The sequence below is a fragment of the Promicromonospora sp. NPDC110617 genome, from assembly GCF_055598465.1.
Map to the genome: position 1 here is coordinate 155,826 of NZ_JBVKBM010000007.1, position 25,451 is coordinate 181,276.

21 protein-coding genes and 1 pseudogene are annotated in these 25,451 nt (G+C 74.6%); 12 read left to right on the forward strand and 10 right to left on the reverse strand.

Going from position 1 to position 25,451, the window contains the following annotated elements:
• Nucleotides 1-4: 4 nt before the first annotated feature.
• On the reverse strand, nt 5-1,501 hold the full coding sequence (locus tag ACZ7LE_RS27280; protein WP_470406348.1) for an SDR family oxidoreductase: 1,497 nt from the start codon (nt 1,499-1,501) through the stop codon (nt 5-7).
• A gap of 323 nt (nt 1,502-1,824) precedes the next feature.
• On the opposite strand from ACZ7LE_RS27280, the gene ACZ7LE_RS27285 reads away from it, so the two are divergent.
• On the forward strand, nt 1,825-2,451 hold the full coding sequence (locus tag ACZ7LE_RS27285) for a tryptophan-rich sensory protein (protein WP_470406349.1): 627 nt from the start codon (nt 1,825-1,827) through the stop codon (nt 2,449-2,451).
• A gap of 44 nt (nt 2,452-2,495) precedes the next feature.
• Here the strand turns inward: ACZ7LE_RS27285 and ACZ7LE_RS27290 are convergent, their stop codons facing one another.
• Nucleotides 2,496-4,388, reverse strand: coding sequence for an RICIN domain-containing protein (locus ACZ7LE_RS27290; RefSeq protein WP_470406350.1), 1,893 nt, complete (start codon nt 4,386-4,388; stop codon nt 2,496-2,498).
• A gap of 97 nt (nt 4,389-4,485) precedes the next feature.
• On the opposite strand from ACZ7LE_RS27290, the gene ACZ7LE_RS27295 reads away from it, so the two are divergent.
• Nucleotides 4,486-5,109, forward strand: coding sequence for a TetR family transcriptional regulator (locus ACZ7LE_RS27295; protein ID WP_470406351.1), 624 nt, complete (start codon nt 4,486-4,488; stop codon nt 5,107-5,109).
• Here the strand turns inward: ACZ7LE_RS27295 and ACZ7LE_RS27300 are convergent.
• On the reverse strand, nt 5,106-5,888 hold the full coding sequence (locus ACZ7LE_RS27300; protein WP_470406352.1) for a lytic transglycosylase domain-containing protein: 783 nt from the start codon (nt 5,886-5,888) through the stop codon (nt 5,106-5,108). The two genes, ACZ7LE_RS27295 and ACZ7LE_RS27300, sit on opposite strands and share 4 nt — an antisense overlap.
• Before the next feature lie 84 nt (nt 5,889-5,972).
• A complete protein-coding gene (locus ACZ7LE_RS27305; RefSeq protein WP_470406353.1) occupies nt 5,973-6,848 on the reverse strand; it encodes a universal stress protein in 876 nt (291 codons plus the stop codon).
• A 164-nt stretch (nt 6,849-7,012) separates the two neighbouring features.
• Here ACZ7LE_RS27305 and ACZ7LE_RS27310 point away from each other — a divergent pair, with 164 nt between their 5' ends.
• The gene (locus ACZ7LE_RS27310; protein WP_470406354.1) at nt 7,013-8,683 is read left to right on the forward strand and encodes a sensor histidine kinase; all 1,671 of its coding nucleotides are present in this window, start codon (nt 7,013-7,015) and stop codon (nt 8,681-8,683) included.
• 16 nt (nt 8,684-8,699) lie between these two features.
• Here ACZ7LE_RS27310 and ACZ7LE_RS27315 read toward each other — a convergent pair whose 3' ends face one another.
• From ACZ7LE_RS27315 to ACZ7LE_RS27330, 4 genes are all read right to left on the reverse strand, one after another.
• Nucleotides 8,700-9,353, reverse strand: coding sequence for a response regulator (locus ACZ7LE_RS27315; protein ID WP_470406355.1), 654 nt, complete (start codon nt 9,351-9,353; stop codon nt 8,700-8,702).
• Nucleotides 9,354-9,418: 65 nt separating this feature from the next.
• On the reverse strand, nt 9,419-9,988 hold the full coding sequence (locus ACZ7LE_RS27320; protein WP_470406356.1) for a hypothetical protein: 570 nt from the start codon (nt 9,986-9,988) through the stop codon (nt 9,419-9,421).
• A gap of 131 nt (nt 9,989-10,119) precedes the next feature.
• Nucleotides 10,120-11,784, reverse strand: coding sequence for a thiamine pyrophosphate-binding protein (locus ACZ7LE_RS27325; RefSeq protein WP_470406357.1), 1,665 nt, complete (start codon nt 11,782-11,784; stop codon nt 10,120-10,122).
• A gap of 130 nt (nt 11,785-11,914) precedes the next feature.
• On the reverse strand, nt 11,915-13,807 hold the full coding sequence (locus ACZ7LE_RS27330) for an FAD-binding monooxygenase (RefSeq protein ID WP_470406358.1): 1,893 nt from the start codon (nt 13,805-13,807) through the stop codon (nt 11,915-11,917).
• A gap of 94 nt (nt 13,808-13,901) precedes the next feature.
• Between ACZ7LE_RS27330 and ACZ7LE_RS27335 the strand changes: the two genes are divergently transcribed.
• The 9 genes from ACZ7LE_RS27335 (at nt 13,902) to ACZ7LE_RS27375 (ending at nt 22,586) form a co-directional block, all read left to right on the forward strand.
• On the forward strand, nt 13,902-15,383 hold the full coding sequence (locus ACZ7LE_RS27335) for a fumarylacetoacetate hydrolase family protein (protein ID WP_470406359.1): 1,482 nt from the start codon (nt 13,902-13,904) through the stop codon (nt 15,381-15,383).
• A gap of 11 nt (nt 15,384-15,394) precedes the next feature.
• Nucleotides 15,395-16,084, forward strand: a complete 690-nt coding sequence (locus tag ACZ7LE_RS27340; RefSeq protein ID WP_470406369.1) for a GntR family transcriptional regulator — start codon at nt 15,395-15,397, stop codon at nt 16,082-16,084.
• Complete coding sequence (gene hpaE / locus ACZ7LE_RS27345) at nt 16,081-17,589, forward strand: 5-carboxymethyl-2-hydroxymuconate semialdehyde dehydrogenase (protein ID WP_470406360.1); 1,509 nt, start codon at nt 16,081-16,083, stop codon at nt 17,587-17,589. Before ACZ7LE_RS27340 ends, hpaE begins: the two co-directional genes overlap by 4 nt.
• Nucleotides 17,590-17,593: 4 nt before the next feature.
• Nucleotides 17,594-18,706 carry a 3,4-dihydroxyphenylacetate 2,3-dioxygenase gene (gene hpaD / locus ACZ7LE_RS27350; RefSeq protein WP_470406361.1) on the forward strand — a complete coding sequence of 371 codons (1,113 nt, stop codon included), beginning with the start codon at nt 17,594-17,596 and terminating at the stop codon, nt 18,704-18,706.
• Entirely contained in the window at nt 18,703-19,512 is an 810-nt protein-coding gene (hpaH, locus tag ACZ7LE_RS27355) for a 2-oxo-hept-4-ene-1,7-dioate hydratase (protein WP_470406362.1), read from the forward strand. The genes hpaD and hpaH overlap by 4 nt, the downstream gene beginning before the upstream one ends.
• Nucleotides 19,497-20,300 carry an HpcH/HpaI aldolase family protein gene (locus ACZ7LE_RS27360; protein WP_470406363.1) on the forward strand — a complete coding sequence of 268 codons (804 nt, stop codon included), beginning with the start codon at nt 19,497-19,499 and terminating at the stop codon, nt 20,298-20,300. Before hpaH ends, ACZ7LE_RS27360 begins: the two co-directional genes overlap by 16 nt.
• 10 nt (nt 20,301-20,310) lie before the next feature.
• A complete protein-coding gene (locus tag ACZ7LE_RS27365) occupies nt 20,311-21,249 on the forward strand; it encodes a Ppx/GppA family phosphatase (RefSeq protein WP_470406364.1) in 939 nt (312 codons plus the stop codon).
• Nucleotides 21,250-21,313: 64 nt separating this feature from the next.
• Complete coding sequence (locus ACZ7LE_RS27370) at nt 21,314-22,198, forward strand: oxygenase MpaB family protein (protein ID WP_470406365.1); 885 nt, start codon at nt 21,314-21,316, stop codon at nt 22,196-22,198.
• A 4-nt stretch (nt 22,199-22,202) separates the two neighbouring features.
• Nucleotides 22,203-22,586 (forward strand): YciI family protein, encoded by a 384-nt coding sequence (locus ACZ7LE_RS27375; RefSeq protein WP_470406366.1) that lies wholly within the window; start codon nt 22,203-22,205, stop codon nt 22,584-22,586.
• 79 nt (nt 22,587-22,665) lie between these two features.
• Here the strand turns inward: ACZ7LE_RS27375 and ACZ7LE_RS27380 are convergent, their stop codons facing one another.
• The gene (locus ACZ7LE_RS27380; RefSeq protein WP_470406367.1) at nt 22,666-25,275 is read right to left on the reverse strand and encodes an ABC transporter permease; all 2,610 of its coding nucleotides are present in this window, start codon (nt 25,273-25,275) and stop codon (nt 22,666-22,668) included.
• Nucleotides 25,275-25,451: pseudogene (locus tag ACZ7LE_RS27385) on the reverse strand (ABC transporter ATP-binding protein); the annotation flags it as partial. The gene ACZ7LE_RS27380 and the pseudogene ACZ7LE_RS27385, both read right to left, overlap by 1 nt.

Here is a 25,451-nt window from a genome sequence, read left to right on the forward strand (position 1 = left end):
CCGGTCAGTCTGCTGGTCCCGCGTCGCCGTCGGCGGCGTGGGCCGCGTGGGCCGCCGCGCGGGCGATGTTGCGCTGCATGCCGCCGAACACGATGCCGTGGAACGGGCTGATCGCCCACCAGTAGAGCTGCCCGGGCAGCCCGTGCGGCAGGAAGACGGCGCGCTGCCGGAACGTGGGCCGCTCGGCGGCCTCGTCCTCGACGGACAGCTCCAGCCAGGCCAGCCCGGGCAGGCGCATCTCGGCGCGCAGCCGCAGCAGGCGGCCCGGCACGATCTTCTCCACCCGCCACCAGTCGAGCGCGTCGCCGGGCGCGAGGTGGTGCGGGTGCCGCCGTCCGCGGCGCAGGCCGGGCCCGCCGAAGAGGCGGTCCATGGCGCCGCGCGCCACCCAGCCCAGGCGCCAGGAGTACCAGCCGTGGGCGCCGCCGATGCCCTCGATCACCGTCCACAGCGCCTCGCTCGTGGTGTCGACGACGCTCGACCGGTCGTCGACCAGCAGGCTCCCGCCGGCCCAGTCCGGGTCGTCGGGCAGCGGGTCGGACGGCGCGCCGGGCACCGAGGCGGACAGCCAGCTCGTGCGCACGTCGAGGTCCCGGATCCGGGCGAGCGCGAGCGCCACCGCGCCGTCGAAGTCGATGAGCCCCTCGGGCGGGTCGGGCACGTACTGCTTGATGTCGTCCTCCTGGGCCACGACCTCGTGCACGAGCGACCCCACCAGGGGTTTCGCGATACCTGGCGGCACGGGCGTCACCAGGCCCACCCAGAGGCTGGCCAGCCGCGGGGTCAGGACGGGCACGGCGCGGATCACCCGGGGGCGCAGCCCGGCGACGGCGGCGTAGCGCTGCATCATCTCGCGGTAGGTGAGCACGTCGGGGCCGCCGATGTCGAAGCCGCGGCTGACGTCGGCCGGGATGCGCGCCGCGCCCACGAGGTAGCGCAGCACGTCGCGCACCGCGATGGGCTGGATGCGGTTGTTGATCCAGCGGGGCGCGACCATGGCCGGGAGCCGCTCGGTGAGGTACCGCATCATCTCGAACGACGCGCTGCCGGAGCCGAGGATCACGGCGGCCCGCAGCACGACCGTCGGCGCGCCGCCGTCGAGCAGGATCTGCTCGACCTCGCGGCGGGACTCCAGGTGGGGCGAGAGCCGTTCGCCCTCGGGGTAGAGCCCGCCCAGGTAGACGACGCGCCCGACGCCGGTCTCACGGGCCACGACCGCGAAGCCGCGCGCCGTGGCCCGGTCGCGCTCGGCGAAACCCGGGCCGGCCCCGAGGGCGTGGATCAGGTAGTACGCGACGTCGACGCCGTCGAGCGCCCGGCGCAGGTCGTCGCGCGAGGTGGCGTCGCCCTCGACCACCTCGACGGAGCCGGACCACTCGCGCGAGGCGATCCGTTCGGGGTGGCGGGCGAGCACCCGCACGTCGTACCCGGCGGCCAGCAGCTCGGGTACCAGGCGCCCGCCGATGTACCCGGTGGCTCCGGTCACGAGGACACGGGACATGTGACGACACCCACCTTTCTCCAGAACAGGAAGCCGAGCGATTTACTAGATAGGCTAGGCATACTCGCCGGGCGGTCGCCTGCTGGGGCAGGTGCTGGGGGCCGCCCGGCCCGTCCCGAGGAGGGCTCCATGGCACAGGGCAGGTCGCACGACACGTCGCACGACCGGTTGCGGCAGATCGTCGTCACCGTCAGCTTCGTGGTCTGCGTCATCGGTTCCATGATCGGCGTCGGCGTGTTCGGTGGCACGTCGGTCAACGCTGCGGCCGGGGGGCCCTGGACACGGACGCCACGCTGCTCGCGCCGGCGTCCGCCGCGTTCTCGGTGTGGACCGTCGTCTACGTCGGGCTCGCCGGGTACACCGTGCTCCAGTGGTTCCCGGCCCCGACCGCGGAGGCGCAGGCGCGGCAGCGGCGCCTGCGCCTGCCCGTCGCCGGCACCATGCTGCTGAACGCCGCGTGGATCCTGGTGGTCCAGGCCGGGTGGCTGTGGGTGAGCGTGCTGGTCATCGCGGCGCTGCTCACGCTGCTCGTCCGGGTCTTCCTGATCCTGCTGCGCACCCGTGCGCACGGGCTGCTCGACCGGGTGCTGGTCGACGGCGTGCTCGGCATCTACCTGGGCTGGGTCTGCGTGGCCACGGCGGCCAACATCGCCGCGGCGCTGACCAGCGCGGGGTTCGACGGTGCGGGTCTCGCCGCCGACTGGTGGGCCGTCGGCGTCCTCGCGGTGGTCGGCGTGATCGGCGTCGTCCTGGCCGTGCGCGGCAACGGGCCCGTGGCGGTGGCCCTGGCCATCGCGTGGGGCCTGTCCTGGATCGCCGTCGAGCGCTGGGACGGCACGCCGTACTCGGCCCCGACGGCCGCCGCGGCGCTCGCGGCCGCCGTCGCCGTGCTCGCCGTGACGGCCGTGGTCCGCGTGCGCGCGGTGGCCCGTGCGGGAACCTCCGCCTGAGGGTCCCCGCACGGGCCGCCGGGCCGCGGCTCAGGTCGTCCGGCTCAGCCCACCCGGGTGAGCCGGAAGGTCTGCGCCGCGGACCCGGTGCACGGCTGCTGCGTGAACCGGGTCCCGTCGGCGCCGGTCGCGGGGCCGAGCGTCAGGCAGGCGCCGCTGTGCCGGGCGGTGAAGGTGACGCCGCCGCCCGTCGTCGTCGGCCGCCACTGCTGGTTGGTGCCGCCCACGTACGACCACAGGTGCACCGCCGTGCCGGCGCCGGTGGCGCCCGGGCCGCCGGCCACGTCCCAGACCTTGCCGGCGTGCTGGTTGGCCACCTGGTAGTACCCGTCCGAGGTGGGCGTGAAGCGCCAGCGCTGGTTCGCCTGCGCGGCGGGGCCGCAGGCCCACTGCTGCAGGCCGGTGCCGTCGGCGGTGCCCCAGTCGGCGGCGTCGAGGCACTTGCTGCTCGCCGACGAGCTGACCTGGTACCAGGAGGCGGGGTCCGGGTCGGCCGGGGTGGTGGTCGACTGCGGGTCCCACGTGTAGGTGGCCACCGCGCGCCCCGGCAGCGTGTGGGTCAGCGAGCGGCCCTCGTCCGTGATCGAGAACGTGCGGCTGCCGGAGGAGGCGTTGACGACGAACGCGACGCGGGTGCCGTCCGGGTTCTGGAAGACGACGTTCTGCAGGCCGCCGGACTGTTCGCTGGTGGAGCCGATGCGGCGGGCACCGGCGTCGACGAACTTGGTGAGGTGCCCCAGCACGTAGAACTCGGCGTTGCGGGTCACGGTGCCGCCCGCGATCTCGACGACGCCGTTGCAGCGGGTGCCGCAGTGGCCCTGGTGCGGGCCGCCGTTCTGGTCGAGCGCGAGGTTCCAGTTGATCGTCGTCTCCCCGCCGTTGCGCATGTTGCGCACCACGAGGTTCTCCGCGTGCCAGACCAGGGTGTCCCCGAAGGTGTTCGCCGCGTTGTCGCTGTCCGTGCCGGAGCACTCGGTGAAGTACACGCGCTTGCCCGCCGCGACCACCTGGGCCTGCGCCTCGGGGGAGCCGCCGTAGCAGTGGAACGCGGCGCCGACGACGCGCGAGATGCCCTGGGTGCCCGAGAAGACCTCCAGCGGGTAGTCCGGGCGGTCCCAGTTGTGGTCGTAGGCGAAGATCTGGGTGCCCAGACCGGCGCCGGTCAGCCGCGCGTCGAGCACCCGGAGGAACTGCGCCTGCTCGGCCGCGGACATGCTCAGCGACGGGTAGCTCGTGGCAAACAGCGGCTCGTTCGCCACCGTGAGGTCGCTGAGCGTCACGCCCTGCTGCGCGTAGGCCTGGATGGTACGCACCAGGTAGTCGGCGTACTCGTCGTAGTTCTCGGCGCGCAGGCTGCCGCCGTTCAGCGACCCGCCCGACTTCATCCAGGCGGGCGGGGACCAGGGGCTGCCCATGAACCGGATGTTCGGGTTGATCGCCAGGGCCTGCCGCAGCACGGGCAGGATCTGCTGCTGGTCGCGGGCGATGCTGAACTGCCCGGGCGTGTCCTCGTAGGTGTAGAAGCCGCCGGAGTTGAAGTCGGTGCTGCCCAGCGGCTGGCGCAGGTAGTTCAGCCCGATGCCGTCGCCGCTGCGCGAGAACAGCGACCGCAGCAGCGAGTCCCGGGTGCCGGCGGGCAGGCCGCTGATCAGGGCGGCGGACGCCTCGGTCACCGACGCGCCCGCGCCGGTGAAGCGCTGGGACACCTGGTCGGGGCTGACCCGGATGTCGGTGGCCTGCGGGCCGGTGCCGAACGCGATGGTGCCGCCGTCCGTCAGCCTGCGGCTGCCGTCGGCGGTGGTGACCCAGACGTGTGCGCTGGTCGGGGCGGCGGCGGCCGAGCTCACGGCCGGTCCGACGCCGACGGCGGCGACGGCCAGCACGCTCAGCGTGGCGAGCGCCGTCCGGACGGGCCCGGTGCGGGTGGTGCGCGTCATTGCGACTCCCTCGGTGGGTGGAATGTGGGCGCCACCCTACTCCTACCTACCAAGCACTCGGTAGGTAGTGGATCCACGTACCCGTAGACTCCCTCGGATGACACGACAAGCCGGGAGCGCCAGGACGCGGCGTCCGCCCGCGGAGCGCCGGGCGGAGATCCTGCGCATCGCCATGGAGACGTTCGCGGAGCGCGGGTACCAGAGCGCCTCGCTCGCCGAGATCTCGGCCCGGGTCGGGCTCACCCAGGCGGGCGTGCTGCACTACTTCTCGTCCAAGGCCGGGCTGCTCACCGGCGTGCTCGACCTGCGCGACTCGACCGACATCGAGGAGCTCGGCAGCGAGCGCCCTCGCGGCCTGGCGTTCCTGCGGCACCTCGTGGAGACCACGCGCCGCAACACCGAGCGCGAGGGGATCGTGCGCCTGTACACCGTGCTCGCGGCGGAGAGCGTGACGGCCGAGCATCCCGCGCAGGACTACTTCCGCGACCGGTACCAGGGGTTGCTCGCCCTCGTGGTCGAGGCGCTCGACGAGGCCCGGGACCGGGACGAGATCGCGGACGACGTCGACACCGCGACGACCGCCCAGGTGATCGTGGCGACCATGGACGGCCTGCAGCTCCAGTGGCTGCTGGAGCCCGGCTCGGTCGACATGACGCAGGCCACTCAGCTGGCGATCGTCCGCCTGATCGGCCGCGACCTGCCGCCCGCGCCGAGCCGCTAGGCGCGCGGCTCCGCGCCCTCGCCCTCGCCGGGCTCCGCGCCGTAGGACGTGGCGAGGTCCGCGACGTCGTGGGCGTAGGACACCGAGCGGTTGTAGGCGGCCAGCGCGGCCGTCCAGCCGTCGTCGGTGGTCACGTCGCCGCCGCTCTCGCACAGGTAGTGCGCCGCCGTCAGCACGGCGTCGTCGATCTGGTGCGGGTCGGCCCGGCCGTCCAGGTTCCCGTCCTGCGCGTAGTCGCCCCAGGTGGTGGGGATGAACTGCATCGGGCCGACGGCGCGGTCCCACCGGACGTCGCCGTCGAGCTCGCCCTCGTCGGTGTCGAGGATCTCCATGACCCCCTCGCTGCCGTCCAGCGCTATCCCGATGATCGGCGGGGTCACCAGCCCGTCGGCGTCCGTGCTCGCCCCGAGGTAGCTGCCGTGGATCGACTCCACCGCGCCGATGCCGGCGAGCGTGTTCCAGCCGAGGCCGCACTCCGGGAGGGTCTCGGCCAGCCGGAGCGAGGCCCCGGCGTAGGCGGCCAGCGCCCGCCGCGGGATCCCGGTGCGCTCCGCGGTGTCGCGCAGCCAGCCCGGGTCGGCCAGGTCGGCGACCGGGACGGCGTCGTCCCCGCCGGGGTCGGACCGGTCGCTCGCGGCGGTCGCGGGCACGCGCTGCGCCGGGGCGGGCGGGTAGTCCAGCTCCAGCTCCAGCGACTCGGGCCACGTCCGCTCGCTCGGGCCGCAGGCGGTCAACAGCAACGCGGCCGCGCAGACGGCGGCCCCAGCTCGTGCTCTCACGGTGCTGACGCTACGTCCGGTTCGCGCTGATCCGGTAGCCCGTGACAAGACCTCCCGCAAACGTGCGCGTCTCCGGCCCGCCGGTCACCCGGCCGCCGGGGCGTGCACCACGAGGACGGGGCACGGCGCGGCCCGTAGCACGGCGTCGGGCACGCTGCGCAGCATGCGGCCCAGCACCGTGGGGTGCCGGCGCCCGCCCACCACGACCAGCTCGTCCGGGACCAGGTCCTCCAGCAGCACCCCCGCCGGGTCGCCGCGCCGCACCGCCGTCGTGCACGTGACCTGCGGGTACTTCTCCGCCCACCGGGCCACCTGGTCGGCCACCTCGGCGCGCGCGGCCTCGTGCCACGTCGCGGCGACGGGGTCCGCCTGGTACAGCACCGAGCTGATCGGGTCGGTGCCCGTCACGTGCACCACCTCCAGCGGGCAGCCGCGCGCCGCCGCCTCGGCGAAGGCCGCACCCAGGACGTCCGGCTCGTCGTCCCGGGCGATCCCCACGCGGATCCGGCAGGGGTCGCCGGTCGTCGCGCCCGCCGGCACCACGACGACGGCCCCGGGGGACGACGCCGCGAGCGCCGACGACGTGGAGCCGAGCAGCACCCGGTCGAACACGTCCAGCCCGCGGCGGCCCACGACCACGAGGTCGCAGGTCCGGGACCGCTGGGCCAGCACGTGCGCCGCGGTGCCGGGCAGGACGAGCACCTCGACGTCGCGGCCGCCCGGCCGGCGTCCCCCGAGCCGGGTGCGGGCCGCCTCCGCGGCCCGCCGGGCCTCGTCGCGGGCGTCCCGGACCGGGTCGCCGAACCCGGGCGCGGGTGCGGGCGGCGTGGCGTGGGTCGCCACGACCGTCAGGCGCGCCTCGTGCACGTCGGCGGCGTGGGCCGCCCAGTCGAGCGCGGACAGGCTCTCCTGTGACCCGTCGACGCCGACGACAATGCCCCGGTACCAGGTGATGCTCATGATCGTGCTCCTCACGCGTCGCACTTCCTGTGCTCACCACCAGCACATCAGCCGCCCGAGGCGCCCGGCAGAGCCGGGAGGCCCCGCCACCCGGGACCAAGGTCCCGCGTGCCGCGTGCCGCGTCGCCCGCCCACGCGCTAGCGTGGGTCCACTGGAGGTGCCGATGGACCCGGTGAACGCTCCGCGGGACCGCACCGACGTGCTGCTCGAGGCGGTCGTCGGGGTCAGTCGCGGCCTGGACCTCGAGACCGTGCTGCATCGGATCGTCGAGGCCGCCGTCTCGCTCGTCGACGCCCGGTACGGCGCCCTCGGGCTGCTGGGCGCCGACAACCGGATCGCCAGGTTCCTCACGGTCGGCCTGTCCGACGACGAGGTGGCGGCCATCGGCCCGTACCCCACGGGCCGCGGCGTGCTCGGCGAGATGATCCGCCACCCCGTGCCGCTGCGGCTGCGGGACCTGTCGGCGCACGCCGCGTCCGTCGGGTTCCCCGCCCACCATCCGCCCATGCGCACCTTCGTCGGCATGCCGCTGCGGGTGCACGGCTCCCCGTTCGGCAACCTCTACCTCACGGACAAGCGGGGCGGCGGTGAGTTCACCGCCGAGGACGAGCGGGTGCTGGAGGCGCTCGCGGCCTCGGCGAGCGTGGCGGTGGAGAACGCCCGGCTGTACGACGTGGCGCGGTTGCGCGAGCGCTGGGCGCGCGCGAACGACCGGATCTCGCGGCACGTCCTGGCCGGGTCGTCGCCGCACGACGTGCTGACCCTGATCGCCAGCGAGGCGCGGGAGGTGGCGGACGCCGACGTGACGGTGACCGCCGTGCCCGATCCCACGACCGGGCGCCTGGTGCTGCAGTCGGCCGCCGGGCTCGGCGCCGAGGCGCAGGTGGGGTCGGTGCTCGCCGCCGACGGCACGTTCGCCACCCTGACGTTGCGCACGGGCGTGCTGATGGTGACGGACGACGCCACCGCGGACGAGCGGGCCAGCCTGGAGCTGGACCTCCCCGGCCCGCTCGGCCCCCTCGCCGTCTGGCCGCTCGGGCAGCCGGGCACCGCCCGGGGCGTCCTGGCCGCGGGCCGCGTCCGGGGCCGGCTGCCGTTCTCGTCGGTGGTGGTCGAGGCCCTGGGCGCGTTCGCCGCGCAGGCCGCCGTCGCGCTGGAGCTGGCGGAGGGACGTGCCGACGCCGAACGGGTCGCGCTGCTGCGCGACCGGGAGCGCATCGCGCGCGACCTGCACGACCTGGCCATCCAGCGGCTGTACGCGACGGGCCTGTCGCTCCAGCGCGTGGCCCGGGGCGCCTCCCCGGAGGTCGCCGAGCAGCTCGGCAGGACGGTGGACGACGTGGACGAGACCATCTCGCTGGTGCGCACCACGATCTACCGGCTGCAGTCGGGGGAGCAGCCCGGCGGCGCGCACGCCCGCCGGGTGGGGCTGCGCGCCCGCGTGATCGCCGAGGTCGACGCCACGGCGGCGGCGCTCGGCTTCACGGCCCGGCTGCGGTTCGAGGGGGCGGTCGACACCCTGGTGCCGCCCGACGTCGCCGAGCACGTCGTCGCCGTCCTGCGCGAGGCCCTGTCGAACGTCGCCCGGCACGCGCACGCGTCGCGGGCCGAGGTGCGGCTCGCCGTGGGGGAGGACGTGGTGCTCACGGTGAGCGACGATGGCGTGGGCATGCCGCCGGACGCGAACCGCAGCGGCCTGCTCAACCTGGCCCGGCGCGCGGCCGAGTCGGGCGGCGTGCTGCTCGTGACCCCGGTGAACCCCGAGGCGGTGCAGACCGGCACCCGGCTGGAGTGGCGGGTGCCGCTGCCGCGGGACGAGTCGCTGGAACCCTGACGCGTCCCGGGCACGCTCAGGGGTGGTGGCGCTTCTCGTGCTCCAGCCGGTCGGCGAGCACCGCGGCCTGGGCCCGCCGTTCGAGGCCCAGCTTGGCGAAGATGCTGGAGACGTAGTTCTTGACGGTCTTCTCGGCGAGGAACAGCTCGCCGCCGATCTGCCGGTTGGTCAGGCCGTGCCCGATCAGGGCGAGGATGCGCCGCTCCTGGTCGGTGAGCTGGGCCAGGGGGTCGGGCTCGTGGTGGGCGTCGGCGCGGAGCCGCTCCATGACGCGGGCCGTCGCGCGGGGGTCGAGCATCGACCCGCCCGCTGCGACGGTCAGCACGGCCTTGACCAGGTCGGTGCCGCGGACCTGCTTGAGCACGTAGCCGGCGGCTCCGGCGAGGATCGCGTCGTAGAGGGCCTCGTCGTCGGCGAACGAGGTGAGCATGAGGCAGGCGAGGTCCGGCATGCGCGAGCGCAGCTCCCGGCAGACGGTGACGCCGTCGCCGTCGGGCAGCCGCACGTCCAGGACCACCACGTCGGGCTCGGCGGCGGGCACGCGGGCCAGCGCCTCCCGGGCGGTCCCGGCCTCGCCCACGACGCGCACGCCCGGCTCGGACTCCAGCAGGTCGGCCACGCCGCGGCGGACCACCTCGTGGTCGTCCACGAGGAACACGCGCACGTCCATGTGCCCCACCGTAGCCGCGGTGCCCGTCCCGGTCGCGGCCGGGACGGGCACCGCGGGGCGCGCCGTCATCGCAGCGCGGGGAAGCGCTCGACCATGCGGCGGCGCGACCACCACTTGCCGAGGCCCATGGTGTCGCCGGCCAGGAAGGCGGCCAGGCCGATGAGCAGGACCGCGTCGACCAGGTGGTAGTCCACGAACGGGTTGTTCTCGAGCGGTAGCGAGGCCATCCACATCAGCAGCATGAGCAGCGCGCCGGTGCCGGCCGCGATCCGCATCCCGATGCCCAGGGCGAGCGCCAGGCCGATGCCGAGCAGGCCGAGCATGAACAGCCAGTCGACGACCGGGTTGCCGGCCATGGGGTTGAAGAACCCGGCGAAGGTGCCCTCGACGGAGCCGAGGAACCCCTCGGTGGGGGAGCCGCCCCTGATCCAGGCGGCGTCGGTCGGGGTCGCCATGCCCCAGCCGAAGAGCTTGTCGCCGAACGCCCACAGGAACTCGACGGCGAGCAGCAGCCGGACTCCCGCGAAGGAGTACCGGGCGACGGCCTCGCTCGTGACGTGGGTGGTGGCGGCCGTGGCTTCCCGTGCGCCCGAACCGTGCGCCCACTCGGCGGGGTTGTGGCTGACGGAGCTCATGATGTCCTCCCGGTGGATGCGCCGGACCTCTTCCGACGCCTGTCTCCACCGTCCCGCCACGCGTCGCCGCGCGGCAGAGTCGGGGGCCCCGCCCGGACGGGACCTTGGTCCCGTTTCCTCAGGTCAGGCGGTCAGCGGGTACGGTTCGCGGCCAGGATCTCCTCCTGGTACGGCGCGACGACCGACCCCGACACGCGGCAGTCCAGGAGCAGGAAGCGCCGGTCGGCGACGGGCTCGGTGGCCCAGGCCGCGACCCGGTCCAGGTCGGTCAGCGAGCGCACGACGACGCCCTCGGCGCCCACGGCCCCGGCGAGCGCCGCGAAGTCCGCCTCGGGGATGAGCATCGGCTCCTCGGTGATGCCCTGCCGGCCGTAGACGTGCACCTCGGCCCCGTAGGCGGCGTCGTTCCAGACGACGGCGAGGCCGCGGCCGCGGGCGGTGCGGACGGCGGTCTCGAGGTCGGCCAGCGCCATGAGCCCGCCGCCGTCGCCGGTGGTGAGCACCACGGCGGCGTCGGGCCGGGCCGCGGCGGCGCCGGCCACGCTGGGGAAGCCCAGCCCGATGGACTGGTAGGCGGTGCCGACCATGACCATGCGGTCGGGGGAGGCGACGGGCCAGTACATGTTGGCCCAGCCGATGAAGTGCCCGCCGTCGGAGACGACCACGCGGTCGTCCGGCAGCAGGCCGGCGAGACGGTGCGCGACCGTGCGGGGGTCGAGGCGCCCGTCGGGCGCGATCCCGTCCGCGGGGCCGGTCTCGTAGGTGCGGGCGCCGGCGACGTCGACCGTCTCGCGCCAGCCGGAGGGCTTGGCGCCCAGGGCGTGCAGCTCGTCCACCAGGGCACGGGCCACGAGGGCGGCGTCGCCCCGGACGAACCCGCCGACGTGCCGGTGGGTCGCGGCGGGCGCGATGTCGACCTGGACCACGCGCGTGCCGGGCGCGAACAGCTCGCCGAAGCGCATCGTGAACTGGTTGAGCGACGCCCCGAGCACGACGGCGACGTCGGCCTGGCGCACCAGCTCCATGGCGTCGTGGGCGCCGAACCCGCCCGCGACGCCGAGGTCGTACCGTCCGTCGGGGAAGACGCCGCGGCCGAGCGCCGTGGTGGTGGTCAGCGCACCGGTGGTCTCGGCGAGCTCGCTGAGCGCGCCGCCCGCCCCGGCGAGCCAGGCGCCGCGGCCCGCGAGCAGCAGCGGGCGCTCGGCCTCGGAGAGGTGGCGGGCCAGGTCGGTGATGGCGGCGGCGTCGAACGGCCCGGCGGGGGCCAGCGGCCGGGGCAGCACGGGTTCCGGCGCGTCCGGGATCGGCCCGGCGTCCAGCGCGGCGACGTCGTAGGGGATGGCCAGCACGACGGGCACCCGGTAGGTCAGGGAGTGCTCGATGGCGATCACGCTGGTGGCGGCGGCGTCCGCGCGGCCCACCGTATAGGTGCGTGCGCCGACGGCGGCGGCCAGGGCGATCTGGTCGACGTCCCAGGGGCGCGGGCCCGACGTCGGCTCGTCGCCCGTGAGCAGCACGAGCGGCACGCGGGCCTGCGCGGCCTCGGCCAGCGCGGTCAGCGCGTTGGTGAAGCCAGCGCCGTAGGTGGCGGTGGCGGCGGCGATGCGGCCGGACGCGCGGAAGTGCGCGTCGGCGGCGACCACGCCGCCGGCCTCGTGGCGCACGGCGGTGAACCGCGCCGTGGTCGAACGCTCCAGGGCGTCGAGGAACCAGGCGTTGCCGTTGCCCATGACGCCGAAGACGTGGTCGACGTGGCGGGCGACGGTACGGGCGACGTGTGCGGAAACGGTGGGCACGGGGCCTCCAGGGAAACAGTGACGGATGAGTGGTGCGGTCCGTATGTGTCCCGGGCGGGTCCGGCCAAGGACCCGTCGCGCGCCCCTTTTTCGAGCGCAGGCGGTGGCATCCGCCTCGACACGGCACACACTACCCCTGCGGGAGCAGCGCCTTCGCGAAGAAGTCGGCCAGCTCGCCGGTGGCGGTCAGGGGCAGGACGGCGGCCACGTACTGGTCCGGCCGCACCACCACGACGGCGCCGCCGCGGTCGATCCCGCGCAGCTCGAAGATGTCCTGGCCCGGGTCGGTCGCGTAGACCTTCTCGTGGTCGACCAGCCCGAACGGGCCGACCTTCGGCCGGAACACCTCGGGCACGTCGGCGAACTCCACGCCGAAGTGGTCCTGCTGGTAGACCACCTTGACGTCGAGGACGGCGTCCGGGTCACCGCCGGAGGGCGTGCACCGCAGCAGGGGCGAGTCCGGTGCGGTGCCCAGCCAGCTCGCCCAGTCCCGCAGCGCCGAGGGCTCGGCCGGTGCGGCGGCGTCGGCGAAGGCGTAGACGCGCCACCGCCCGTCGGCGCGGGCGTGGTGGCCCAGGTGCGCCGGGTTGCCCTCGGCGACGCGCTCCACCGGGGCGGACTTGAACCGCTTGCCGACGGGAAAGCCCGGGGCGAGCCCCTGGTGGGCGTCGTCGGCCACGATCATCGAGGGCTGGTACTGCGTCATGAAGCCGCACGGGAACTCGGCCGTCTTGACGTAGAAGTCCTCGAGGTAGGTCGGGTCGGGCAGGTCCTCGGGGCGCGTCGCCATGAGGCGCGACCACTCCCGGTCGAAGTCGATCAGCTCCTGGGCCACGACCTGTCGCTCGGCCGAGTAGGTGGCCAGCAGCGCCTCGGGGGCCCGGCCGGTGAGCACGTGCGCGAGCTTCCAGGCGATGTTCCATCCGTCCTGCATGGACACGTTCATGCCCTGCCCGGCCTTGGCGCTGTGCGTGTGGCAGGCGTCGCCGGTCAGGAACACCCGCGGCGTGCGGGTGCCGGTCTGCTCGGCGGGCACGTCGTCGAACCCGTCGGTGACGCGGTGGCCCACCTCGTAGACGCTGTGCCAGGGCACGTCCTTCACGTCCAGCGCGTAGGGGTGCAGGATGCGGTTCGCGCGCGCGATGATCTCGTCCAGCGTGGTGGCACGGACGCGGGCACCCTCGCCGGGCGGCACCTCGCCGAGGTCGACGTACCAGCGGGCCAGGAACCCGCCCTCGCGGGGGATGAGCAGGATGGACCCGCCGTCGTGCGACTGGATGGCGCACTTGGTGCGCACGTCCGGGAAGTCGGTGACGGCCAGGATGTCCATGACCCCCCAGGCGTGGTTGGCCTTGTCGCCCACGGCGGTGCGGCCGATGGCCTGCCGGACGGCGGAGTGGGCGCCGTCGGCCCCGACGACGTACCGGGCGCGGACGGTGCGTTCGCTGCCCTCGTGCGGGCCGGCCGTGTGCCGCAGCGTCACGGTGACGGGCTCGCCCGGGGCCTCGGGGACCGTGAGGCCGGTGACCTCCAGGCCGTAGTCCGGGGTGACGCGCGCGGGCGCGCGGGCCGCCACCTCGGCGAAGTAGTCGAGCACCCGCGCCTGGTTGACGATCAGGTGCGGGAACTCGCTGATCCCGTCGGGGTCGTCGGGCGGCACGGCGGCGCGCGCGATGTTGCGCGGGTCGGCGGGGTCGGGCTTCCAGAACGCCATCTCGGTGATGCGGTAGGCCTCGGCGGTGATCCGCTCGGCGAAGCCGAACGCCTGGAACGTCTCGACGCTGCGCGCCTGGATGCCGTCGGCCTGGCCCATCTCCAGGCGTCCGGCCCGGCGCTCCACGACGTGCGTGCGGAGGTCCGGGAACTGCGCGAGCTGTGCCGCCGCGATCATGCCCGCGGGCCCGCTGCCGACGATCAGCACGTCGACCTCGTCCGGCAGCTCGGCGGGCCGGTCGATCCCGTACCCGGCGGCCGGGCGGACACCCGGGTCTCCGGTCACGTAGCCGTGGTGGTGGAACTGCATCGTTCGTCCGTTCTGCCCGTGGTCGGCGACGTTGCCGGGCCCTCTCAGACCATATACGATCTGTGATACGAAGCACCAGAGAGCAAGGGAGCTCATGGGTACCGAAGCGCAGGTCGGCCCGCTCGACCACCGGCCGGGCAAGATCGTTGCCGTCCACCTCGCGTACGCCTCGCGTGCCGACCAGCGCGGACGCCGGCCCGCCGCCCCCTCGTACTTCCTCAAGCCGGCCAGCTCGCTCGGCGTGAGCGGGGGCGTGGTCGAGCGGCCCGCGGGCACCGAGCTGCTGGCTTTCGAGGGCGAGGTCGCGCTGGTGATCGGCGAGCCCGCCCGGCACGTGACCGTCGAGGACGCGTGGGGGCACGTCGCCGCCGTGACCGCGGCGAACGACCTGGGCGTCTACGACCTGCGCTGGGCCGACAAGGGGTCCAACGTGCGCTCCAAGGGGCGCGACGGGTACACGCCGCTCGGGCCCGGACTGCTCGACGCGCGGGTCGTGGACCCTGCGGCGTTGCGGCTGCGCACCTGGGTCAACGGGGATCTGGTGCAGGACGACACCACCGGCCCGGACGCGCTGCTGTTCCCGTTCGCCCAGATCGTCGCCGACCTGTCCCAGCACCTCACGCTGGAGCGGGGCGACGTGATCCTGACGGGCACGCCCGCCGGCTCCAGCGTGGTGGTGCCCGGCGACGTCGTCGAGGTCGAGGTCGACGCCCCGACGGCGCCCGGTGCGCCGACGTCCGGTCGGCTGGTCACCACCGTGGTGCAGGGCGAGGTGCCGTTCACCGACGTGGGCGCCGGCCCGAAGGTCGACGACGCGCAGCGGGCCGACGCCTGGGGGAGCCTGGCGGCCGCGGGGCTGGAGCCGGAGCCCGAGCCGTTCGTGCTCACCGACGAGCTGCTCGACCTGTTGCGCCGCGCCCCCGTCGCCGGGCTCTCCGCCCAGCTCCGCAAGCGGGGCCTGGACCACGCGATCATCGAGGGCGTGCGGCCCAACGTCCCGGGCGCCACGATCGTCGGCCGCGCCCGCACGCTGCGCTTCGTGCCCTACCGCGCCGACCTGTTCGCCGCCCACGGCGGCGGCTACAACGCGCAGAAGCGCACCTTCGACACCGTGGAGCCCGGCGAGGTCGTCGTCATCGAGGCGCGCGGCGAGACCGGCTCGGCCACCCTGGGCGACGTGCTCGCGCTGCGGGCGCAGGTGCGCGGCGCTGCGGGCGTGGTCACCGACGGGGGCGTGCGCGACTTCGACGCCGTCGCCGCCACCGGCCTGCCCGTGTTCAGCAAGGGCCCGCACCCCGCCGTGCTCGGCCGCCGGCACGTGCCCTGGGACACCGACGTCGCCGTGGCCTGCGGCGGCGCCACCGTGCTGCCCGGCGACGTCGTCGTCGGCGACGCGGACGGCGTGGTCGTCATCCCGCCGCGCCTGGTCGCCGAGGTCGCCGCCGCGACCGTCGCCCAGGAGGAGCAGGACGGCTGGGTGGCGCAGCAGGTCGCCGCGGGGCACCCGATCGACGGGCTGTTCCCGCCGGACGCGACGTGGCGGGCGCGCTACGAGGAATGGCAGGCCTCCCGATGACGCTCGACGGCATGGCCGGCTCGGCCGTGGAGGCCGCGTTCGCCGGCGAGATCAGCAAGTCCCAGGTGGCCTACACCTACCTGCGGGACCGGATCGCGCGCCGCGACCTCGGGCCGGGCTACCGCCTCGTGCTGCGCACCATCGCCGACGAGCTCGCCATGAGCGTCGTCCCCGTCCGCGAGGCCATCCGTCGGCTGGAGGCCGAGGGCCTGGTGACGTTCGAGCGCAACGTCGGGGCGCGCGTCGCGATGATCGACGAGCGGGGCTACGTCGAGGCCATGCAGGCCCTCGGCGTCGTCGAGGGGGCCGCGACCGGCCTCTCGGCCCCCGCGATCTCGGCCGCGGACCTCGACCGGGCCGCCGAGGTCAACGACCGGCTGCGCTCGCTGCTGGACCACTTCGACCCGCACGCGTTCACGGCCCTGAACCGGCAATTCCACTCGGTGCTGTTCGAGTCGTGCCCCAACGCGCTGCTGCTCGACATGGTGCACCGTGGCTGGGCCCAGCTCTCCGGGCTGCGCGACTCCACGTTCGCGTTCGTGCCCGGGCGGGCGCACGACTCCGTGGCCGAGCACGCCCACATCCTCGACCTCATCCGTGACCAGGCAGACCCGCTCGAGATCGAGATCGCCGCGCGCGACCACCGCTGGGCGACCATGCAGGCGTTCCTCGACTCGCGAACCACCCCGGAGGCACCGTGACCGACCAGCCCACCCGCCATGTGCCCGCCGACCTGCCGGGCCGCATCCAGCACTACATCGGCGGCGCGTTCGTCGACTCGCTCGACGGCGGCACGTTCGACGTGCTCGACCCGGTCTCCAACGAGGTCTACGTGCGCGCGGCCGCCGGGCAGGCCGCCGACGTCGACCGCGCCGTGGCCGCGGCGCGCACGGCGTTCACCGACGGGCCGTGGCCCCGGATGCTGCCCCGCGAGCGCTCGCGGGTGCTGCACCGGATCGCCGACCTCGTCGAGTCCCGCGACGCGCGGCTGGCCGAGCTGGAGAGCTTCGACTCCGGCCTGCCGATCACCCAGGCGCTGGGCCAGGCCCGGCGGGCCGCGGAGAACTTCCGGTTCTTCGCCGACCTGGTCGTGGCCCAGGCGGACGACGCCTTCAAGGTGCCCGGCCGCCAGCTCAACTACGTCAACCGCAAGCCGATCGGTGTCGCGGGCCTCATCACGCCGTGGAACACGCCGTTCATGCTGGAGTCCTGGAAGCTCGGGCCTGCGCTCGCCACCGGCAACACGGTGGTGCTCAAGCCGGCCGAGTTCACGCCGCTGTCGGCGTCGCTGTGGGCGGGCATCTTCGCGGAGGCCGGGCTGCCGGAGGGCGTGTTCAACCTGGTCAACGGCCTGGGCGAGGAGGCGGGCGACGCGCTCGTCAGGCACCCCGACGTGCCGCTGATCTCGTTCACGGGGGAGAGCCGCACGGGCGAGACGATCTTCGCCAACGCCGCCCCGTACCTCAAGGGCCTCTCCATGGAGCTGGGCGGCAAGTCGCCCGCCGTCGTCTTCGCCGACGCCGACCTGGACGCCGCGATCGACGCGACGATCTTCGGCGTCTTCTCGCTCAACGGCGAGCGCTGCACCGCGGGTAGCCGCATCCTCGTGGAGCGCGCGGTCTACGACGAGTTCGTCGAGCGCTACGCGGACCAGGCGAAGCGCGTGGTGGTGGGCGACCCGCACGACCCGGCCACCGAGGTGGGCGCCCTGGTGCACCCCGAGCACTTCGCCAAGGTGATGGGCTACGTGGAGATCGGCAAGGGGGAGGGCCGGCTCGTGGCGGGCGGCGGGCGTCCGGCGGGCCTGGAGACCGGCAACTACGTGGCGCCGACCGTCTTCGCGGACGTACCGCCGTCGGCCCGGATCTTCCAGGAGGAGATCTTCGGCCCGGTCGTGGCGATCACGCCGTTCGACACCGACGAGGAGGCGCTCGCGCTGGCCAACGGCGTGCGGTACGGGCTGGCCGCCTACGTGTGGACCAACGACCTGCGGCGCGCGCACACCTTCAGCCAGGCGATCGAGGCGGGCATGGTCTGGCTCAACTCGAACAACGTGCGGGACCTGCGCACGCCGTTCGGCGGGGTCAAGGCCTCCGGCCTCGGGCACGAGGGCGGCTACCGCTCGATCGACTTCTACACCCACCAGCAGGCCGTGCACGTCACGCTCGGCGCGGCGCACCACCCCACGTTCGGCAAGGGAGCCTGACGAGATGACCCACATCCCCACCCCCGTGGCGCCGCCGCCGGACATCCTGCGGTGCGCGTACATGGAGCTCGTGGTCACCGACCTGGCCGCCTCCCGGAACTTCTACGTCGACGTGCTCGGCCTGGTCGTCACGGAGGAGGACGACGACGCCGTCTACCTCCGCTCGATCGAGGAGTTCATCCACCACAACCTCGTGCTGCGGCAGGGGCCGGTGGCCGCCGTCGCCGCCTTCTCCTACCGGGTGCGCAGCCCGCAGGAGCTGGACCGCGCCGTCGCGTTCTACACCGAGCTCGGCTGCGAGGTGCGGCGCGCCCCGGAGGGCTTCACGCGCGGCATCGGCGACTCGGTGCGCGTGATCGACCCGCTCGGCTTCCCCTACGAGTTCTTCTACGACGTCGAGCACGTCGAGCGGCTCGCCTGGCGCTACGACCTGCACACCCCCGGCGCGCTGGTGCGCCTGGACCACTTCAACCAGGTCACGCCCGACGTGCCGCGGGCCGTGAAGTTCATGGAGGACCTCGGCTTCCGCGTCACCGAGGACATCCAGGACGCCGAGGGCACCACCTACGCCGCGTGGCTGCGCCGCAAGCCCACGGTGCACGACACGGCGATGACCGGCGGGGACGGCCCGCGGATGCACCACGTCGCCTTCGCGACGCACGAGAAGCACAACATCATCGCCATCTGCGACAAGCTCGGCGCCCTGCGCCTGAGCGACCGCATCGAGCGCGGCCCGGGTCGGCACGGCGTGTCCAACGCCTTCTACCTGTACCTGCGCGACCCCGACGGGCACCGCGTAGAGATCTACACGCAGGACTACTGGACGGGCGACCCCGACAACCCCGTGGTCACCTGGGACGTGCACGACAACCAGCGCCGCGACTGGTGGGGCAACCCCGTGGTGCCCTCCTGGTACACCGAGGCATCGCCCGTGCTGGACCTGGACGGGGTGCCGCAGCCCGTCGTCGCCCGCACCGACACCTCCGAGATGGCCGTGACCATCGGCGCGGACGGCTTCTCCTACACCCGCCCGGAGGACGCCGCCCGCGCGCAGGACGACGCCGACGTGCTGCCCTCCTGGAAGCAGGGCGAGTACAAGCTGGGGCACCAGCTGTGACGGGGGACACCGAGGGCCGCACGCTCGACGACGCGACGGTCACCACGATCGCCGACGAGCTCGCCCGCGCCGACGCCGAGCGCGCCACGGTGCCCCTCCTGACGGCGCGGTACCCCGGCATGACCATCGAGGACTCCTACGCCGTGCAGAACACCTGGCGGAGGCGCGGCATCGAGGCCGGACGCCGCCCGGTGGGCCGCAAGATCGGGCTCACCTCGAAGGTCATGCAGGCGGCCACCGGCATCACCGAGCCGGACTACGGTGCGATCTTCGCCGACATGGTGTTCGAGAACGGTTCGGTCATCGAGCACTCCCGGTTCTCGAACGTGCGGGTCGAGGTGGAGCTCGCCTTCGTGCTGAACCAGCGCGTCGCCGGGCCGGACGCCACGATCTTCGACGTGCTGCGGGCCACCGAGTACGTGGTGCCCGCGCTGGAGATCCTGTCCTCCCGCATCGAGCTGACGGGCCGCACCATCGTCGACACGATCAGCGACAACGCCGCGATGGGCGGCATGGTCCACGGCGGCAACCCGGTGCGGGTCGGGGAGACCGACCTGCGCTGGGTCGCCGCCCTGCTCTACCGCAACGAGACCATCGAGGAGTCCGGCGTCGCCGCCGCGGTGCTCAACCACCCCGCGGCCGGCGTCGCCTGGCTCGCCAACAAGCTCGCCCGGCACGGCACCGCGCTGGAGGCCGGCGAGATCATCCTCGCCGGGTCCTTCACGCGGCCGATGTGGGTCGAGCCCGGGGACACCGTGCTGGCCGACTACCGAGAGCTGGGGACCGTCTCGTGCCGATTCGTCTGACCCTCCCGCCCACCTTCCGGGAGCGCATCGAGGCTTCCGGCCGGCCGCTGGCCGGCATGTGGGTCTGCTCCGGCAGCCCCGTGGTGGCCGAGATCTGCGCCGGCGGCGGCCTGGACTGGCTGCTGATCGACGGCGAGCACTCGCCGATCGGCCTGGAGACCACCACGGCCCTGCTCCAGGCGGTCGCCCCCTACCCGGTCACCCCGGTGGTCCGGGCGCCGTCGGGCGACCCCGTGGTGCTCAAGCAGCTCCTCGACCTCGGCGCGCAGAACGTGCTGGTGCCCATGGTCGACACCGCCGAGCGGGCCCACGACGTGGTGCGGGCCGTGCGCTACCCGCCGCGCGGCGTGCGCGGTGTCGGCAGCGCCCTGTCCCGCGGAGCGCGCTGGAACCGGGTCGAGAACTACCTCGCCGACGCCGACCGCCACGTCTCGCTGTTCGTGCAGGTCGAGTCCGTCGAGGGCGTCGAGAACGCGGCGCACATCGCCGGCGTCGACGGGGTGGACGGCGTCTTCGTCGGACCCTCCGACCTCGCCGCGTCCATGGGCCTGCTCGGGCAGCAGACCCACCCCGCCGTCACCGCCGCCGTGCACCGCACCTTCGAGGCCGTGCGCACCGTGGGCAAGCCCGTCGGCGTCAACGCCTTCGACCCCGCCGTCGCCCAGGCCTACCTCGATGCCGGGGCTTCGTTCGTGCTCGTCGGGGCCGACGTCGCCCTCCTGGCCCGCGGCGCGGAGGCGCTCGCCGACCGGTGGACCGCCGATCCTCCGGCAGACACCGCCGGGTAGCGTTCGGTCCATGCGTCTGGGCGTCCTCGACATCGGCTCCAACACGGGTCACCTGCTGGTGGTCGACGCCCACGGCGGCGCCGCGCCGCTGCCCGCGTCGTCGTACAAGGAGCCGCTGCGGCTCGCGGAGCACCTGGACGCCGCCGGTGCCGTCGGCCCGGCGGGCGTGGAGGCCCTCGTGGAGTTCACGGCGCAGGCCGTGCGCGTCGCGGAGGACCGGGGCTGTGCGGAGACGCTGGCGTTCGCGACGTCCGCCGTGCGCGAGTCGGTGAACGCCGAGGACGTGCTGGCGACCGTGCAGGAGCGCACCGGCGTGCTCCTGGAGGTGCTCAGCGGCGCGGACGAGGCCCGGCTCACGTTCCTCGCGGTGCGCCGCTGGTTCGGCTGGTCGGCCGGGCGGCTCGCCGTCTTCGACATCGGCGGCGGCTCCCTGGAGATCGCCGGCGGCGCCGACGAGGCGCCCGACGCCGCGTGGTCGCTCCCGCTCGGGGCGGCCCGCCTGGCCCGCACGCACTTCGGCACGGCGCCCGACGCCGGGGCCCTGCGCACCCTGCGCCGGGACCTGCGCGCCGACATCGCGCGCCACGCCGGCGACCTGCTGCGCTCCGGCCGCCCCGACCGCGCCGCCGCGACCTCGAAGACGTTCCGGTCGCTCGCCCGGATCTGCGGCGCCGCGCCCGCGGGGGACGGGCCGCTCGTGCCGCGGACGCTGCGGCTCGACGACCTGCGCGCACGCCTGGACGAGCTGGTCCGGACCGCGCCCGCCGACCTGGCCGGGCTGCCCGGCGTCTCGCCGAGCCGGGCCCACCAGATCGTGCCCGGTGCGCTGGTCGCGGAGGCGTGCATGGACGTGTTCGACCTGCCGGAGCTGGAGATCTGCCCCTGGGCGCTGCGCGAGGGCGTGATCCTGGAGCGCCTCGACCTCATGCCGCACCTCGCGGCGGGTTGATCCTCGCGCCGGCTGATCCGCACCGTAGGGCCGGCCGACGCCGTCCCGGGCGGATACTGGCGGCATGCCCGTCGTCACGAGTCCGGTCGAACGCCTGCGTGCCCGGGTGGGGAACGCCCTCTTCACGAAGGTGGCCGGGCCCCATGGGTTCGAGGCGCGCGACCGCATCCACCTTACGCCCGGCCCGCGCTGGTTCCCGCCCGGCAGCCCGATCCGCCGCGTGCACGCCGACTCGGCGACGTTCGCGGGCGGGCTCCGGGCGCTCCTGCTCCAGTCGCTGCACCCGCTGGCGATGGCGGGGGTGGCCGGCCACTCCGGCTACCGCGGCGACCCGTGGGGGCGGCTGGCCCGCACCTCCACGTTCCTGGCGACCACCACGTTCGCGACCACGGAGCACGCCCAGGAGATGATCGACCGCGTCCGCGCCGTCCACGACCGCGTGCGCGGCCGGGCACCCGACGGGCGCGCCTACCGTGCGAGCGACCCGCACCTGCTCACCTGGGTGCACGTGGCCGAGGCCGACTCGTTCCTGACCGCCCACCAGCGCTACGGCGAGCGGCCGCTGAGCCCCGCCGAGTCGGACGAGTACGTGGCCCAGTCCGGCCGGGTGGCCCGGGCGCTCGGGGCCGAGGTGGTCCCGGAGTCGGTCGCCGAGCTGGCCGAGTGCCTGCGGTCCTACCGCGCCGAGCTGGTCGCCACGCCCGAGGCGCTCGACACCGCGCACTTCCTGCTGCGCGAGCCGCCGCTGCCCTGGGTCGCCCGCGCGCCCTACCGCCTGCTCGCCGCCGGGTCCGTGGCACTGCTGCCCGGCTGGGCGCGCGCCGAGCTCGACGTCGAGACCTGGTTCAGCCGGACCCTCGGCGGACCCGCCGGGGCGGTCGCGGTCCGGGGTGTCCGGTGGGGGCTGGGCTCCGCCGGAGGCCGGGAGCGCTGGGCCTCAGTAGCCTGAGGACATGGCGAGCGACCCCGACGTCCCCGACGCCTTCGACGTGTACACGGTCGTGGTCCTGCGGCGTCCGCCCGACGCCCCCGGCATCACGGACGACGCCCTGATCGACCTCCAGGCGCGCCACCTCGCCTACCGGGCCGACCTGCGGCGCCGGGGCGTGCTCGTGGTGAACGGGCCGTTCGACCTGCGCAGCGACCCCTCGTACCGCGGGATGTCCATCTTCGCGTGCTCCCCGGACGAGGCCGCCCGGCTGTCCGACGGCGACCCGTCCGTCGCGGCCGGCCGGCTCACCTACGACGTGCTGGAGTGGTGGGTCGCCGCCGGCTCGCTCGCGTTCCCGCTCGTGGCCGGGCAGGTGGGGGACCGCCGCAGCATGCCGGACGACTGACCCCGCGGCACACCGCTGGTCGAGCCCGCACACCGCTGGTCGAGCTTGTCGAGACCGACAAGCTCGACCAGCGGTGCCGTCACTCCACGCCGAGCGCCGCGACCGGCGAGGTGCGGACGGCGGCCCGCGCCGGGACCACGGAGGCCAGCAGCCCCGCGACGAGGGCGACGGCCAGGACCAGCGCGATGTCCGTCCACGGCACGGCGTACCGCACGTCGCCCATCAGGGACAGGGCGGTGGCCGCCCCGGCCCAGCCGAACACCAGCCCGAGCACGATGCCGAGCACCGCGCCGACACCCGCGATGAGCATGCCCTCGACCGCGAGCATGGCCCGCAGCTGGTCCTTGCCCAGCCCGATCGCCCGCAGGGTCGCGGACTCCCGGGTGCGCTCGATGACCGAGAGGGACAGCGTGTTGGTGACGCCGATCAGGGCGATCACCACGGCCACGGCCAGCAGGCCCACCACGATGCCGAGGATCACGTCCACGACCTGGCGGAACTGCGCGGCCTGGGCCGCCGGGCCCATCACGAACGCCCCGCCGTCGACCTCCGCCACGGCGTCCTGCACGTCCGTGAGCACCGCCGCGGGGTCGGAGCTGTCGATGTGCGCCCAGACGTCGCTCCACGGGTCCGTACCGGTGACCCGGTCCAGGTCGGCGGCCGTGATCATGCTGCTCAGCGGGTCGGCGGTGGTGATGACGACGGTCAGGTCGACGGTACCGCCGGGACCCTCGACGGTGGTCCGCTCGCCGTCGATGAGGTCCAGCGAGTCCGCGGCGTCCTGCGTCAGCAGGATCGAGCCCTCGGTCAGCCGCTCCGCCTCCTCGGCCACGTTCACGACGGCGGCGAGGTCCTGCGGGTCGGCGGCCGCGACCGCCATGTCCTCCGCGCCGGCGAGCGTGACGAAGGCGTTGGTCACCAGCACGGTGTCGGTGACCCCGTCCGCGCCCGCCACGGCGTCGTGCACGTCGTCGACATACCTCGGGTCGGACGGCGACGCGCTCACGTCGTACGGGAACGTCTCGTCGAGCAGGCTGTCCGCCGACATCCGGGCGCTCGCGGCCCCCGTGGACATCATGGTGACCAGCGTGACGCCGATGAGCAGGGCCGTGGAGGTCGCCGCCGTCCGCCGCGGGTTGCGCAGCGTGTTGGCGACGGCCAGCCGGGCGGCCGGGCCGGTACGGGACACGAGGGCGCCGAGGCCCGCCGCGACGCGCGGCAGCCACAGCACGGCGCTCAGCACCACGCCGAAGAACGCGAGCGAGCCGCCGCCCACGGCCGCGAGCAGGCCGAACTGCGGCGCCCCGTTCATGCCGAGGGCCACGCCGACCGCGAGACCCGCGAAGCCGCCGACCACGCACAGGAGCGAGATCACCAGGCGGGCGCGGCCGGTGCGGGCGCGCAGCGTCGGCGCGTCCGAGGGCCGCAGGGCGGCCAGCGGCGCGACCCGGGTGGCCGAGCGGGCCGGGGCGAGCGCCGCCAGGACCGTCACGCCCACGCCGACGGCCAGCGGCAGCACGACCGCCTGCCAGGTCAGGGCGATGGCGGTCGGCAGCGGCACACCGAGGTCGAACGACGGCGCGACGAGCAGCGCGAGCTGCGCCAGCGCGGTGCCCGCCACGATCCCGGCCGCCGACGCGACGACACCGAGGAGCGCGGCCTCCAGCAGCACGCTGCGGTAGAGCTGGCCGGCGCCCGCGCCGATGCAGCGCAGCAGCGCGAGGGTGCGGGTGCGCTGGGCCACGAGTACCTGGAACGTGTTGGTGATGACCATGGCCGCGATGAGCAGGGCGATGGCGGCGAAGGTCAGGACGAACACCAGGAAGACGAGGTCCTGGCCCCCGGTCTGCTCCGCCGTCCGCTGGGTCGCCACCTGCTCGACCGTCTGCACCGTCACGTCGCCCGCGGCGTCGGGGAAGGCCCCCTGGAGCGAGTCGTTCAGCCCCGCCGGGACGTCGCCGCCGTCGAGCGGGGTGTCGAGCGCGACGAGCAGCTCGGTGACCGGGTCGGCGTAGGGCTCGGCCGCGTTCCAGGCGTCGAGCGTCGCGGCCGGGACCGCGGCGGCGCCGCCGTAGGAGGTGTAGGCGCCGTAGGGATCGGCGGCGACACCGGTCACGGTCAGTGTCTCGGTGACGTCCTTCGGGTCGCCGAGCTCCACCGACGGGTCGTCGGCCTCGCTCTCGGCCCAGCCGTCGGGGTAGACGGTCCGGTCGAGCGTCACGGTGTCGCCGACGGCGACCTCCATGCGCTCGGCGACCGTCGTGGTCAGGGCCACCTCGCCGTCGGCCGTCGGCCAGGCGCCGTCGGTCAGCTCCAGCGGGGACAGGCGCGGGTCGGCGGGCACCGGCGCGAAGGCCTGGAAGCCGCCCTTGCCGCCGTTGCGCAGGTCGCCGAACCAGGTCGTGACGGGCTGGACGGCCGCCACGTCGTCGAGCGCGGCGACGGCCCGGACGTCACCGTCGGTGATGCCGTCGGCGTCGCCGTCCGGGCTGGTCACCACGACGTCGGCCCGCGCGTACCCGGCCGCGACCATGTCGTGGGTGGTGCCGTTGATGACGCCGCCGGCCAGCAGCGTCACGGTGACGAAGGCGGTGCTGATCAGGATGGCCACACCGGCGGCGGTGAGCCGGCCGGTGCTGCGGCGCATCTGCCCCAGGGTGAGGCGTGCGGTGGGGAAGGAGTTCGACATCACGCACCCGTCCGGGCAGGACCGGTGGTGACGGCGGGCTCCAGCGTGCGCAGGGCGTCCAGCCCGGCCATGGCGGACTCCGGGGTCGGGTCGCTGATGTCGCCGGCGATCCGGCCGTCGGCGATCAGCACGACCCGGTCGGCGTACGCGGCGGCGGACGGGTCGTGGGTGACCAT